A 13,314-nucleotide genomic window follows, 5' to 3' on the forward strand; every position below is an offset into this window, starting at 1 on the left:
CTGCTCAATCGTAATGAAGAAGCCTGAGGCCTTTGATGAGAACAAAAGAAAACACAACGGCTAAAACGAGCGTCACACCACTCATTACGATATTTCCCAGAGCTCCAAAGCTGAACCCACAGAACACAGCGTGCGTTGCTATCATGATGAAGAGAGCTCTTTTCACCCCGAATCTTCGGGAAAGCTTGTCGTACATGTGATCCCTGTCTCCTCTGAAGATCGATTTTTTGTTCCTGTACCTCCTCAGAACACTCGCCAGAAAATCCAAAAAGAAGATCCAGAGAGGAAAAATCATCGTGAGGAATGTATCGAAAGAGGCAAATCGATTCTGGGAAAGAACGATCGCGGATAGCAAAACAGCCATCAGATAACTTCCCGCATCGCCCATGAAGATCCTCGCGGGTGGAAAATTGAAAACAAGATAGCCAAGAGATGCACCGAGAAGGGAGAGAGATAGGTTTTCGAAGAACACGCCTCTAACCAGAAAGAAATAGGAGAGCGCCGACAGAGCCACAAGACTTCCACAGAGCCCATCCATACCGTCCATCATGTTCACGGAATTTATGAGAACAACGACAAAGAACAACCAGAAAGCGGAAACCAGTAAATTGTCGAGGCCGATGAATCGCCACACGAGCAGAAGCGAAATGCCGAATTCTGCGATCAACCTTGAAAAGGGAGAAATAGAGAACAGATCATCCATCAATCCCAGAGCAAGAGCGATCGATGCCGAAAGAAGAACCACCGTGTCGTTCCACAAGAACGGAAGGACCCCCACAAATATTCCCAGCCCACCCAGGTAAGGTGTTTCTCTCCCGTGAGGCTTCAGAACACCATCCGGCCTGTCCACGATGTTCAGTCTTTTCGCAATTCTTCCGAAGAACCAGACACCGAACAGACTCAAAAGAAAACTCAAAAGAAAAGCCATTCCTTCACCTCGGTTTCACGGTGACGAGTTTTTTCCCATCGACGACGAGGTACTCGAAATCGAACTTTTTGAGTTCTTTCATGACTTCTTCTATTCCTCGACCTATATGTTGCGATTCGTGTGCGTCCGAGCCGATCGTTACGACTCTCCCACCGAGGTCGTAATACATCTCCACTATCCAGTAGTCCGGGTTGGGTTTCCCGTGCTTGAAGAGACCAGCGGTGTTGATTTCAAGGACCCTTTCGTTTTTCACGAGGAACACCAGAATCTTTTCTATCAAATCTCTGTTCGCTTTGAAATCTGCCTTCGCGTATCTTGCCGGATAGTCCAGGTGTGCAAGTGTGTGGAATTTCACCCTTTCCATCACAAAGAGCGTTCGCTCAAGATAGTCTCTTGCGAGCTCATCCGGTGGAAGGTTCTCATCGTACCGATGTATCCCAAGAAGAAGGTAGTCGAAACCCTCGGGAAAAATCGCCTCTCCCACACCATCCCAGCTGATCTCCGCTCCCTTCGGAAGATCGTATTTCTCCATGGTGAGAAAGTACTCTTCAACGTTGAAATCGTGAACGAGTTCTCCGTTTTCGTATTCGTAGTGATCTGTGATACAGAAATGTTCGATGCCGAGCTTCTGCACTTGAGAGATTATGCCGTCTATTTCTGCCTTTCCGTCGTAGGAAAACGTGGAGTGAAGGTGCATGTCTATCATTGTGATCCCTCCAGGACTTTTCTCAAATAGACAAAAATCGGGTGCGGTGCTCCCACTTTGCTCTTGTACTCGGGATGAAACTGAACACCAACAAAGAAAGGATGATCTTCAAGCTCAACAGCCTCTATGAAGTCGGATTTCGCAGACACGACGAGCTTGTACCCCTCTTCTCCCGGTTTTTTGAACAGCTCTGGAAACGCCTCCTCATTGGCTTCGTATCTGTGCCTGTGCCTTTCGGAAACTTCCTCAACTCCGCCGTAAACTTCGTAGAGTTTCGTTTTTGGAAAAATTTTCACCTTTTGGGCTCCAAGCCTCATCGTACCACCGAGCTTCAATATTCTCTTCTGCTCCTCCATGAGATCCACAACAGGATAAGGTGTGTTCGGATCGAACTCGGTGGAATTGGCCTCTTTGTAGCCAAATACGTTGCGTGCGAACTCTATGACCATGAGCTGCATACCGAGACATATTCCAAGTATGGGCTTCTTGTTTTCACGTGCGTACTTTATAGCTTTTATCTTGCCTTCTACACCTCTTCTTCCAAATCCACCGGGTATGATGAGGGCATCGTATTCGTCGAGCACTCTCTTCACTTCTTCGTCGTTCATGTCTTCGAGCATCTGACTGTCCACCACGGTGGGCTTTTCTATTCCTGTCAGAAAGACCGACTCTATGATGCTTTTGTACGCGTCGTCTGTTCCAAGATATTTTCCAACGAGCGCTATCCTGTAGGGTTTGAAAGCTTTGGGATAGGACCAGTTGAACGTGGATTTTTTCAGCTCAACGTTCAATTTGGAAGCAATCTTCTCGTGCAAACCCATATCTCTCAGTATTTCTGGAACTTCATACACGTTCTTCGTATCGGGCAGGTTTATCACAAAATCGCGTGGAACACCGGAGAAAAGGGCCACCTTGTTCATACTGGGAACATCAAGGGGAAACTCGCTCCTCACGATGACCATATCCGGTGTGATCCCTATTCTTCTCAGAAGTTGAACGGATTGTTGAGTGGGTTTCGTCTTGAACTCGTTGGTCGTTCGAAGGTAAGGAACGTACGTGACGTGAGCGAAAAGGAAGTTTTCCTTTCCTTCTTCCATCTGGAGTTCTCTCACAGCCTCCAGAAAGACTTCCCCCTCGATGTCTCCAACGGTACCTCCTATCTCAACCACGAGGAGTTCCGCCTCGAGCGCCCTTATTCTGTCTTTTATCTCCTCGGTGAGATGCGGCACGATCTGAACGGTGTTCCCAAGGTATTTTCCCTGTCTTTCTTTCTCTATGACGCGAAGGTACACCTGCCCTGCCGTCATGTTGTTCTGCCTCGTCATGTCTCTTCCAAGGAATCTCTCGTAGTGACCGAGATCCAGATCCGCTTCGTAACCGTCTTCGGTGACGAAGACTTCTCCGTGCTGGTTGGGATTCATGGTACCAGCGTCCACGTTGAGATAAGGATCGATTTTCAACACGTTCACATCGACACCGTGTTCTTTCATCAACCTCGCTAAGGAAGCCGAGAATATTCCCTTCCCAATACCGCTGAGGACTCCTCCCGTCACGATCACGTATTTCTTCATCCTATTCCCTCCTTCTCCTCAATATGTTATCACCTGGAGAGTAAATTTCTCATTTCCTTAACATGAGAGCACATCGGGATTGTAACCCGATGTGAGATTATGGTATAATCATGCCAGATTTTTTTGTCAGGAGGTGGTATTTTGAAGCGGGTAGTTATCACGGGTATGGGGATCGTGAGTCCCTTTGGTGTTGGAAAAGAGAAAAATTTAGAAGGGCTTAGAGAAACTAAAGTAACGATAGATCGGATATCTTCTTTTGACGCTTCTAACCTTCCTGTCCAGATCGCAGCAGAGGTGAGGGATTTCAAACCAGAAGAGTACATAAATCCGAAATTAGTCAAAAGAACAGACCGTTTCGTTCATTTCGCATTGGCCAGCACGAAAGAAGCTGTGGAAGACGCCAGTATAAATTTCGAGCCGTACGCCGACAGGACGGCCACCATCATAGGATCCGGCATGGGAGGATTTCTGACGCTCGACAGCGAGAACAACAAATTCCTGAGTCAGGGTCCAGGCAGAGTCAGTCCGTTCTTGATTCCGATGATCCTCATCGACATGGCTTCCGGTGTCGTTGCAATGGAATACGGACTGAAAGGACCGAACTTCTCTTCTGTGAGCGCCTGTGCTTCTTCTCTCCACGCGGTGGCTCTCGGTGCTCTCCTCATAAGACACGGGTACGCGGATGTGGCAGTCGTCGGGGGAACCGAGGCAACGATTGCTCCACTTCCCATCACCGGGTTTGCCAACATGAGAGCACTCTCAAGGAGGAACGACGATCCAAAGCGTGCTTCCCGTCCGTTCGATAAAGACAGAGACGGCTTTGTGATGGGTGAAGGCGGTGCGGTTCTCATACTCGAAGCCGAGGAAGTGGCAAAATCGAGAGGAGCGAAAATTCTCGCGGAGATCAAGGGAGTGGGTATGACGGACGACGCGTACCACTTCAGCGCTCCAGATCCGGAGGGCAGAGGGGCAGCAGAAGCCATGAAACTCGCCCTGAAAGAATCCGGTCTGGCTGTCGAAGACATCGACTACGTGAGCTGTCACGCCACAAGCACACCAGCAGGTGATGAAGCGGAACTCAAAGCGATAAAGAAAGTCCTTGGAGAACATGTAAAGAACGTCGCCATAAACTCTTCGAAAGCCCTTATAGGACATCTCCTTGGTGCTGCCGGTGCTTCCGAACTCGTTCTTGCCATCCTTCAGATGCAGAACTCTTTCGTCCACGGCATGCCGAACCTTGACAATCCGATCGACGAAGCGAAAGGAACCGGTCTTGTTGGTAAAGAGCCCGTTCAGATGGAGATCAAAAACTTTATAAAGAACTCCTTCGGTTTTGGCGGGCACAACGTGTCCATCGTGGTGGGGAGGTATGAATCATGAACATAGATTACGTGAAGTCGATCCTTCCGCACAGGTATCCATTTCTCCTCGTTGACGGCGTGATAGAAGAATCAGAAGACAGAATCGTCGCCTTCAAGAACATCAGCATTTCCGATCCCGTCTTTCAGGGGCATTTCCCGGAGTATCCGATATACCCGGGTGTTCTCATCGTAGAGGGCCTTGCTCAGACCGCAGGAATTCTCCTTTTGAAGAGTGTAGAAGGAATTCCCCTGTTTCTTGGAATAGACGAAGCGCGTTTCAAAAAGGAGGTACGTCCGGGTGACAGGCTGATCTACGAAGTGAGAAAGCTCGGTGAAAAACTCGGAACGGTTCAGGTGGAAGGAGTCGCAAAGGTCGATGACAAAATCGTGGCGAAAGCCAGGCTTTTGCTGGGGGTGAAAAAGAAATGACCGTGAGAACAAGAGTGACAGATCTTCTGGAAATAGAGCATCCAATCCTCATGGGTGGAATGGCCTGGGCGGGAACTCCCACCCTCGCAGCAGCGGTATCGGAAGCAGGAGGACTTGGAATCATCGGATCCGGAGCCATGAAACCGGACGACCTGAGGAAAGCGATCTCCGAGCTCAAACAGAAGACGGACAAACCTTTCGGTGTGAACATAATCCTCGTGTCTCCGTGGGCAGACGATCTCGTCAAGGTGTGCATAGAAGAGAAAGTACCCGTCGTCACGTTCGGTGCGGGAAACCCAACGAAGTACATAAGGGAACTCAAGGAAAACGGAACAAAGGTGATACCCGTTGTCGCTTCCGACTCTCTGGCAAAGATGGTGGAAAGAGCGGGAGCGGATGCGGTGATAGCGGAAGGGATGGAGTCCGGTGGACACATAGGTGAAGTCACAACCTTCGTTCTCGTCAACAAAGTCTCCAGGAGTGTGAACATCCCCGTGATCGCAGCGGGAGGCATCGCCGACGGAAGAGGTATGGCAGCAGCCTTCGCACTCGGAGCGGAAGCCGTTCAGATGGGAACCAGGTTTGTGGCGAGTGTAGAAAGCGACGTGCACCCGGTTTACAAAGAAAAGATCGTCAAGGCCTCCATAAGAGACACCGTTGTGACGGGAGCCAAACTTGGACACCCCGCGCGCGTTCTCAGAACTCCCTTTGCGAGGAAGATCCAGGAGATGGAGTTTGAAAACCCCATGCAGGCTGAAGAAATGCTGGTGGGAAGTCTCAGAAGAGCGGTTGTTGAAGGCGATCTGGAGAGAGGATCCTTCATGGTAGGACAGAGCGCCGGTTTGATCGATGAGATAAAACCGGTGAAGCAGATCATAGAGGATATCCTGAAGGAGTTCAAAGAAACGGTGGAGAAGCTGAGGGGGTACATTGGAGGATGAAACAGCTCGTAAAGGCAGGGATTTTCACAGCTCTCATCGTGGTGGGGGCATGGATCTCGATCCCTCTGGGGCCTGTTCCCTTTACCCTTCAGGTGTTCTTCGTCTTTCTTTCAGCATACGTTCTGGGAAAGAAATACGGAACTCTTGCAGTCGCAACGTACGTTCTGCTTGGAGCCATGGGACTTCCCGTCTTTGCGAATTTCAAAGGTGGTGCGCAGGTCCTTGTGGGGCCAACTGGTGGGTACCTCTTCGGATTCATCCTCGGAGCGTTCGTGATCGGCCTTCTGGCTGAAAAGAAGGAAAGTTTCGCCTGGTATCTCGCTTCCGGAGTAGCGGGGCTCTGCATCATCTATGCGCTCGGTGTCTTTGTATTGAACTTCTACGTTCACGACATCAGGAAGGCAATTTCCGTGGGATTCGTTCCCTTCGTCTGGTTCGATCTGATAAAACTGGTCGTTGCTGCCTTGATAGCGCTGAGGCTCAAGAAACTGGAGGTGGAACGGTGAAAGCGTTTGTCTTTCCCGGACAGGGATCGCAGTACTCTGGAATGGCGAAGGACTTTTCCGTTTACGAGTCTTCGAAAGAAATATTCGAAAGAGCGAAAAAGGTACTGGGCTTTGATATCACGGAGATCATGAACGGTGACGAAGAAACACTGAAACTCACAGAGAACGCCCAGCCTTCGATCTACATAACGAGTTACATCGCTTTTCTCGAATTGGAAAAGAGAGGTATCCTGCCCGATGTTGTGGCAGGACACAGCCTCGGAGAGTACACCGCCCTGGCAGTGGCAGGGGTCTACGATTTCGAGACGGGGCTTTATCTTGTGAGAAAAAGGGGAGAGTACATGTCGAAGGCACTGGAACCGGGAAAAGGAACGATGGCCGCTGTCATAGGACTCAACATTGAAAACATAGAGGAAGTGGTGAACTCTATCGAAGGAGTTTACATAGCAAACTACAACTCCCACGATCAGGTTGTGATCAGTGGGTTGAAGGAATCGGTGGAAAAGGCAATGGAGATTCTCAAAGATAAGGGGGCCCGTCGCGTCGTGGAACTCATGGTTTCAAGCCCGTTTCACACACCGTTTCTGGAGTACGCCAGGGAGAAAATGAAGGAAGAAGTGGAGAAGGTGGACTTCAAAAAGCCGAGATGGCCCATCGTTATGAACTCGACAGCAAAACCAACGGAAAATCCTGAAGAGATAAAGAGAAACATAATCGAACAGATCACAGGGCCGGTTCTGTGGAAACAGTCGGTTGACACCATGAAGGAAATGGGAGTAACCGAGTTCATTGAAGTTGGTCCAAAGACCGTTTTGAAAAACCTGTGTAGAAGAATGGGAGCGAACGCAAAGCACTTCACGGAAATTCTTTCAGAATGAACACACCGTTCACGAGGGTAGGTACTGTCTTGAAAAGATCCTCAGTCGTGCAGAATTCAACATCTTTTTCGAACCCAAGGGAAATCAGCCTTTTCGCGTGGGAGGAGTGTTTTTTGATCTCCTCCCTTGTGTTTTCCACAGACTCAAAATACCTCTCCGCCGCGCGAGCGCCGTCCCCAAGATCGTTTCGCTTTAGCCTCTTCACTACCGCGCCAGCGAGTAGAAAATCTTCCAGGGAGAATCTGCCGTTCGTTCCAGCACACACGAGCAGTATGTCTTCTTTGCTTTTCAAATACTCAACGACCGCTGACAAATTCAAAAAAGAAGCCGCTATTATCTCTTCACTTCTGATTCTCTCTATCACCTGAGTGCCGTTTGTGGTCGTGAGAACGATGGTTTTTCCTGATATCTTTTCCTTCCTGTATTCTAGAGGGGAATTTCCAAGGTCGAATCCTTTTGGTTTTTGTGCGTTTCTCTCTCCACAGATCAGAACACCTTCTTTTCTCTTCTTCAGAGCCTCTTCGATGGTTTTCACGGGTATCACACCGGAAGCACCGTTCGAAAGAGCGGTCACAATGGTGCTAGTTGCCCTCAGAACATCTATCACAACCGCCGTTCTACACTCCACAGGTGAGCATGGTGCCATTACAACGTCTACCATACCATTGCCCTCTCCAGCATCTCGTCGAGGTCTTCTGTGTTGAACGGATCGTAAACAGGAAGATCCGTTTCAAATTTTCCGTTGAGAGACACCCCACCTATCACCTTCGCGTTAGAGAGAGTCTCTATCAACCTTCTTTCTTCTTCAAAATCCGGTTTTTTTGGAATTTCCGGGAAAGATTCAAAATGGTCTCTGCTCGGATCGTGTACCAAGAAAACCACGTCAGGATTGGAACCGTACAGAAGACCGAGGGTGACCTGGCCGTAAGCGGGATGTCTCAGGGCTCCTTGTCCCTCCACGAAGACGATCTCTTTTCCCGTTTTTTCGAGTTTCAGAACAGCTTTTTCCACCACACCGGAAACGAAATCCGCGGGAACAGCGTCGATCACGTACCCCGCATCCGCTCCTATGAGGATCCCTGTCTGTCCTGTTGCGAGAAAACCCGCTTTGATCCCCTTCTCCAGAGCTCTTTCCCAGAGCTGAACAGCGGTGGTCCTTTTACCCACCACGCAGTCAGTTCCGAATACACCGACGACTTTTATCTTCTTTCGGTATATACCTCCCCTGAGAACGTCGAGCTCGAGGGGTGGAATGCGAACGTCTATTATTCTCGCACCGTTTTCATGGGCAATCTTCAGAAATTCTGTTTGCTGTGAGATTTTGAAATGAAGACCAGAAACGACATCCATACCGAGCGAGAGTGCTTTTTTTACGAGTGTCGCTATCTGCTCTTCCAGATATCCACCAGGGTTCGACACTCCAATTATCAGAACCTCAGCTCCCATTTCTTTCGCCTTTTCAACAGAGGAGACCACGGGCACGTCGTATCGAATGGACTTCACAAAGTCACTCGCTATTTTCCCTTCGTGTTCCGCGACTACACAAACGGGTTTGAAGAGTCTGCTGTGCCTTAGAAGTCCGTAGGTGGTTTTGGCATGAGGTGTTCCCAGCTGTCCCCACGCCACGATCGCCGCTGGTGTGCCGGGCTGGTATAATTTCCAGAGATCCATTCTCTTTCCCTCCGTTTTTTAAAAGATTCTACCATGGGAGGTTTCCGTTTTGAAGATAGCCGTTGTGGGTGGTACTTTCTGGGATATCTTCATCTTCGGTGAGAATCCACACTCTTCGATCATAAAGGAATCACCGGGAGGATCCGGCCTCAACGTAGCCTATGGCCTGTTTCTTTTGGGTCACACCGTTGACTTCTACTCGAACATCGGGGATGACTGGAGAGGAAAACAAACAACAGAAATCCTGAAAAAGGCAAGTTTTGACACTTCACACATGTTCACCATTCAAGGTGGAAAAACTGGAATCTTCATTGCCCATAATGGAAAGCCCCTCGCTGTTGACCCGGGTGTGAACAGAAAAGAGATGAAACTGCCTTCTTTGAGCGAATACGACCTTGTTTTCGCGACTGGAGAGATTTCAGAAAAAACGATAAGAAAGATCTGTGAAAACACCAAAAACGTGATTCTGGACGTGGGACCAGGTGCAAGATTCGCCACCACCGATTTGAACGCGCTCGTGATAGGAAACGAGTGCGAGTGTTCTTTCAGAAGGTGCGACGTTGTGAAGATGGGTTCGAAAGGGGCAAGATGGGGAGAAGTGTACGTTCCAGGAAACGGCATTTCATATCCTCACTCGATCGGACTGGGAGATCTGTTCGACATCGTCTTCGTGCACCATCTTCTCCTTGGAAAGTCTAAGAAAGAAATTCTCGAAGAAGCCGTGAAGTGCTCTCAGATTCTCGGTCAAAAAGAAAATGTGACCCCCTTTGAGAGGATCTCATTCCTCGAGTCGTTCAGCGCGAAAGACGATACGCTTGAATGCCCAGATGAATCCAAAGACGCTTCCCACCACGGTGGCTAACAGGATCAAGAAGAACATCAGGTGAGAACCCGTTGAAAGAGCGTATCCGAGCACACCGACAACCCCTATGGCCACAAGCTGTAGAAGGAGTATTTCAGGACCAGAAAAGACCTTCGCTGGATTCGTGAGACTTCCTGTTTTTTCCCATTTAGAAAGAAGCAGACCAAGGGCTGAGACGAGAAGAAACAGACTCAAACTCGCCGGTACGAAGAAAATGTAGAACACACGCTTTTGATAAACCGCCAGAAAGATCACAAAAGCAGAAACGACAGCCGAGTTCAGCAGAGATGAAACGAGTATCTTCGAAATCATCACTTCACTCGTCTTGACGGGTAAAACCTTCGGAAGCGGCCACACTTCCATTTCCTTTCTCCACAACATAGCGCTCATCGTCGCATTGTAGAGCGCTGCGATCCCGATTGCAAAGATCAACCCAAAATCGGGACTTCCAACGAACGTCATGAGAACACCAAAACCGATTGGGTACAAAAGAAGGTAGAGCGATCTTTCTTCCCGGAGGAGCGTGATGAGATCCTTCTTGAAAAACCCCTTACCCGGAAACCTCGTGGGTTTTTCAGCGGGCATTCTTTCTTTACGCAGAACAGGTTCGAACACGACGGTTCTGGAGATCATCCGAAAGACGAGGAAAGTTCCAAGACATATCAGAATTTCATAGAGAAGAAAGATCGGATTTTCCCTTGAAAAAACAGCGTACGCGAAAACGTTCCAGTTTGAGATGAACCATCTTCCAAAAGATACGGAGAAATCAGGGAGATTGACGAGTATCAGAAACAGGAACACGGCAAGAAGTTGAATCAGCGAGTAAAGCTTCCGTGACAGCGAGGTTCTCAAGAGTCTTCCAAACAGAACTGAAAGAATGGCTCCCCCGAGGAGCAGAAAAACGGTGTGAAACACTCCGGTGACGAAGGGCATCCAGTTGTTCATCAAAAGAGAATACATGAGGAAATTAAGAACCATCATTATGAGAATGAAGAACTGATAGAAGAGGGATATCAACAGCTGATAGATCACTATCGTGCTCCTTTCAATGGGAAGGGTGAGCAGAAACTCGATCTCTCCCTCCAGAACGAACGAATTGGAAAGATAAAAAGACACACCGAGAAGAAACATCACAGAAAACATGGTGGTCGAAAAAGAAAGTGAAGCAGAGAAGGCTTCTTCTCCGAACTCTTCGAGTATCGCTTTGAAATTGTTCCCCATGAGCGAGTAGAACAGAAAACCTGTCATCAAAACGGAGATGAGAACAGAGTACAACCCTTTCCTCCCACGAGCCGGAGCGTATCTGAGCAAAACAGAAAGTTTTCTCATAGAAATTGTCTGCGGAGACCCATCCCCTTTAGGGGATTGGGAGGAAGCAGACATGTGTACCACCTCCAGATTCAATAGTGTTAATATATAGACGAGGTGATTGAACAAATGACTGTAACTCTGACCTGTAGATTCAAACTTGAACTTAGCAAAGACCAAAAACAGCAGTTCCTGGATATTGCGACGGCTTACACAAACGCCGTCAACTATGTGCTCGAACAAAACTTCAAGGATAAATCGACGAACGTTAAAAAGCTCCATAGACTTTACTACAGCACAATTCGTGAAAAGTTCAGCCTTCCAGCTCAAATAGCCATCAATGTGAACAGAGACGTTTCTGCAATGTACAAAACTCTCTGGGCTCAGTTCAAAGAACTCAAGCGTCGAAAACCCGATTCGAAAGCAGTCAAGAAATTCTGGGATAAACCACCGAAGCGAAAGAGCCTGATCGTCAAATACACATACAACCGAACTGCAAGCTTCAAAAAAGTCAACGGAGAGTGGCATGCTTCTTTGTCCACGCTTCAAGGACGAATCAAATGGATCCCGATGAAAGGCTGGTCCAAACACTTTGAGTACCTCGAGTCTGGCAAGATCGGCGATCCGATACTGACTTACGACAAATCATCCAAAACCTTTTTCTTGCTTGTTCCCGTAACACTTGAAGTTCAGGAGCAGCCACCGAAAGAAATCGTCGGTGTTGACGTTGGAGAAAGACACATTGTTGCTGTTGCTTCTACCAGAGGCACCAGGTATTTGATAGACCTTCCTGAAGAGTTCAAACAAAGAAAACAACACTATCAGCGTCTGCGCTCTGAGCTCATGTCAAAAGGCACTCGCTCTGCTAAGAGAAAACTTGCCAGGATCAGCAGGCGAGAGAAACGGTTCACTGAGAACGTACTGCACATCATTGCAAAAAAGCTCATCACAAACCATCCTGGTGCCAAGTTCGTTCTCGAAGACCTTACTTACATCAAAGCCAACAGAATCACCTACCGTGGTAAAGACAAGGAAGCAAGAAGACAGTCAGAGCAATGGCCATTTGCAAGTCTTCAGCAGAAGATAGAGTACAAATCAAAGCTCTACTATGGAGTTCAGTCCGAGAAGGTCGATCCAGCATATACATCTCAGACATGTCCTGTGTGTGGTCACGTCTCTAAAGAAAACAGACCAGACCATGGAGAGCGTTTTATATGTCAAAACTGCGGCTACGAAGAACACGCAGACATAGTTGGTGCAATCAACATAGCTCTAAAAGTTCTTGCCAAAGACCAGCAGGTCAATCTTGAAAATCTCTTAAGGGCCGATGTCAGCCGGCCTAATGCTCCCTCCTCGTGAGGTAGAGCAAGCCCTCCTTCAGGGGGAGGGCAGCTGACTTTCACAGCTCCTTCATGATCTCTTCTATCTCTTCTCCCTCCGCGGTGAGCTGGAGGAACAGATCCTCCAGACTGGCTTCTTTCTGACCGGCGAGCTTTCTGAGCTCTTCCATGGTACCTTCCGCTATCAGTCTGCCTTTGTTTATAATGCCTATCCTATCGCACATCTTTTCTGCGATCTCCAATATGTGGGTGGTGAGAAATATTGCGGCTCCCTCGTCAGCGTACTTTCTCAAAAGGAGTTTCAATATCCTTGCACTCTTCGCATCGAGCCCTACCGTCGGTTCATCGAGAAATATCACTCTCGGCCTCCTCATGAAAACGCTGACCAGCATGAGCTTCTGTTTCATACCGTGGGACATCTCACCTACTCTTTTTCCGAGGTAATCCACTTTGAAGGCTTCGCAGAGCTCCGCTATCCTCTTATCGATCTCTTCTTCTTTCAGATCGTAGATCTCGATGATGAAATCCAGAAACTCCTTCCCCGTCAGATGCGAATAGATCTTTGGCTCGTCCGGTATCACACCGATACTCTTCTTTATCTCGATCTCGTGGGTGCTCATTTTCATGCCGAGGATTTCCACTTCTCCTTCCGTTGGTTTCAAAACTCCGGTGAGCATCTTTATTGTGGTGGTTTTCCCCGCACCGTTCGGTCCCAAAAAGCCGTATATCTCCCCCGGCCTCACCGAAAGATCGATGTGATCGACCGCGGTGAAATCCCCGAACTTCCTGGTTAGCCCCCTTGCAACTATCAAA

Annotated in this window: 14 protein-coding genes; 7 read left to right on the top strand and 7 right to left on the bottom strand. The window is 48.5% G+C overall.

The window, feature by feature from the left end; translation table 11 throughout:
- Positions 1–4: 4 nt before the first annotated feature.
- The 3 genes from TPET_RS00625 to TPET_RS00635 are packed head-to-tail and all read right to left on the bottom strand — an operon-like array spanning position 5 to position 3,205.
- Positions 5–928 (bottom strand): glycosyltransferase family 4 protein, encoded by a 924-nt coding sequence (locus tag TPET_RS00625; RefSeq protein WP_011942823.1) that lies wholly within the window; start codon positions 926–928, stop codon positions 5–7.
- Positions 929–932: 4 nt separating this feature from the next.
- Positions 933–1,634, bottom strand: coding sequence for a PHP domain-containing protein (locus TPET_RS00630; RefSeq protein WP_011942824.1), 702 nt, complete (start codon positions 1,632–1,634; stop codon positions 933–935).
- A complete protein-coding gene (locus TPET_RS00635; RefSeq protein ID WP_011942825.1) occupies positions 1,631–3,205 on the bottom strand; it encodes a CTP synthase in 1,575 nt (524 codons plus the stop codon). Before TPET_RS00635 ends, TPET_RS00630 begins: the two co-directional genes overlap by 4 nt.
- A gap of 141 nt (positions 3,206–3,346) precedes the next feature.
- Between TPET_RS00635 and fabF the strand changes: the two genes are divergently transcribed.
- The 5 genes from fabF to fabD are packed head-to-tail and all read left to right on the top strand — an operon-like array spanning position 3,347 to position 7,320.
- Positions 3,347–4,585: a beta-ketoacyl-ACP synthase II gene (gene fabF / locus TPET_RS00640; RefSeq protein WP_011942826.1), complete on the top strand. Its 1,239-nt coding sequence runs from the start codon at positions 3,347–3,349 to the stop codon at positions 4,583–4,585.
- Positions 4,582–4,995 (top strand): 3-hydroxyacyl-ACP dehydratase FabZ, encoded by a 414-nt coding sequence (gene fabZ, locus TPET_RS00645; RefSeq protein WP_004080862.1) that lies wholly within the window; start codon positions 4,582–4,584, stop codon positions 4,993–4,995. Before fabF ends, fabZ begins: the two co-directional genes overlap by 4 nt.
- Positions 4,992–5,936 (top strand): enoyl-[acyl-carrier-protein] reductase FabK, encoded by a 945-nt coding sequence (fabK, locus tag TPET_RS00650; RefSeq protein WP_011942827.1) that lies wholly within the window; start codon positions 4,992–4,994, stop codon positions 5,934–5,936. Before fabZ ends, fabK begins: the two co-directional genes overlap by 4 nt.
- Positions 5,933–6,442, top strand: coding sequence for a biotin transporter BioY (locus tag TPET_RS00655; protein ID WP_011942828.1), 510 nt, complete (start codon positions 5,933–5,935; stop codon positions 6,440–6,442). Before fabK ends, TPET_RS00655 begins: the two co-directional genes overlap by 4 nt.
- Positions 6,439–7,320, top strand: coding sequence for an ACP S-malonyltransferase (gene fabD, locus TPET_RS00660; protein WP_011942829.1), 882 nt, complete (start codon positions 6,439–6,441; stop codon positions 7,318–7,320). Before TPET_RS00655 ends, fabD begins: the two co-directional genes overlap by 4 nt.
- Here the strand turns inward: fabD and TPET_RS00665 are convergent.
- Together TPET_RS00665 and TPET_RS00670 are read right to left on the bottom strand one after the other, a co-directional pair.
- Complete coding sequence (locus TPET_RS00665; protein WP_011942830.1) at positions 7,298–7,981, bottom strand: 2-phosphosulfolactate phosphatase family protein; 684 nt, start codon at positions 7,979–7,981, stop codon at positions 7,298–7,300. The two genes, fabD and TPET_RS00665, sit on opposite strands and share 23 nt — an antisense overlap.
- Positions 7,975–8,991: a DUF1611 domain-containing protein gene (locus TPET_RS00670; RefSeq protein WP_011942831.1), complete on the bottom strand. Its 1,017-nt coding sequence runs from the start codon at positions 8,989–8,991 to the stop codon at positions 7,975–7,977. Before TPET_RS00670 ends, TPET_RS00665 begins: the two co-directional genes overlap by 7 nt.
- Before the next feature lie 49 nt (positions 8,992–9,040).
- Between TPET_RS00670 and TPET_RS00675 the strand changes: the two genes are divergently transcribed.
- The gene (locus TPET_RS00675; protein ID WP_011942832.1) at positions 9,041–9,853 is read left to right on the top strand and encodes a PfkB family carbohydrate kinase; all 813 of its coding nucleotides are present in this window, start codon (positions 9,041–9,043) and stop codon (positions 9,851–9,853) included.
- On the opposite strand, the gene TPET_RS00680 is transcribed toward TPET_RS00675, so the two are convergent.
- Positions 9,770–11,236 (bottom strand): hypothetical protein, encoded by a 1,467-nt coding sequence (locus tag TPET_RS00680; protein WP_011942833.1) that lies wholly within the window; start codon positions 11,234–11,236, stop codon positions 9,770–9,772. The two genes, TPET_RS00675 and TPET_RS00680, sit on opposite strands and share 84 nt — an antisense overlap.
- Positions 11,237–11,290: 54 nt before the next feature.
- Here TPET_RS00680 and TPET_RS00685 point away from each other — a divergent pair, with 54 nt between their 5' ends.
- Positions 11,291–12,520, top strand: a complete 1,230-nt coding sequence (locus TPET_RS00685) for an RNA-guided endonuclease InsQ/TnpB family protein (RefSeq protein ID WP_011942834.1) — start codon at positions 11,291–11,293, stop codon at positions 12,518–12,520.
- A gap of 40 nt (positions 12,521–12,560) precedes the next feature.
- On the opposite strand, the gene TPET_RS00690 is transcribed toward TPET_RS00685, so the two are convergent.
- Positions 12,561–13,313, bottom strand: coding sequence for an ABC transporter ATP-binding protein (locus TPET_RS00690; RefSeq protein WP_011942835.1), 753 nt, complete (start codon positions 13,311–13,313; stop codon positions 12,561–12,563).
- Between the last annotated feature and the right edge of the window lies 1 nt (position 13,314).

Origin of the sequence: Thermotoga petrophila RKU-1 (assembly GCF_000016785.1) — a bacterium.
Lineage (GTDB): Bacteria > Thermotogota > Thermotogae > Thermotogales > Thermotogaceae > Thermotoga > Thermotoga petrophila.

Bases quoted from the DNA above. Each gene is read 5' to 3' on its own strand.
- TPET_RS00625 (WP_011942823.1), bottom strand. From the start codon at position 928: ATGGCTTTTCTTTTGAGTTTTCTTTTGAGTCTGTTCGGTGTCTGGTTC.
- TPET_RS00630 (WP_011942824.1), bottom strand. From the start codon at position 1,634: ATGATAGACATGCACCTTCACTCCACGTTTTCCTACGACGGAAAGGCA.
- TPET_RS00635 (WP_011942825.1), bottom strand. From the start codon at position 3,205: ATGAAGAAATACGTGATCGTGACGGGAGGAGTCCTCAGCGGTATTGGG.
- fabZ (WP_004080862.1), top strand. From the start codon at position 4,582: ATGAACATAGATTACGTGAAGTCGATCCTTCCGCACAGGTATCCATTT.
- fabK (WP_011942827.1), top strand. From the start codon at position 4,992: ATGACCGTGAGAACAAGAGTGACAGATCTTCTGGAAATAGAGCATCCA.
- TPET_RS00655 (WP_011942828.1), top strand. From the start codon at position 5,933: ATGAAACAGCTCGTAAAGGCAGGGATTTTCACAGCTCTCATCGTGGTG.
- TPET_RS00665 (WP_011942830.1), bottom strand. From the start codon at position 7,981: ATGGTAGACGTTGTAATGGCACCATGCTCACCTGTGGAGTGTAGAACG.
- TPET_RS00670 (WP_011942831.1), bottom strand. From the start codon at position 8,991: ATGGATCTCTGGAAATTATACCAGCCCGGCACACCAGCGGCGATCGTG.
- TPET_RS00680 (WP_011942833.1), bottom strand. From the start codon at position 11,236: ATGTCTGCTTCCTCCCAATCCCCTAAAGGGGATGGGTCTCCGCAGACA.
- TPET_RS00685 (WP_011942834.1), top strand. From the start codon at position 11,291: ATGACTGTAACTCTGACCTGTAGATTCAAACTTGAACTTAGCAAAGAC.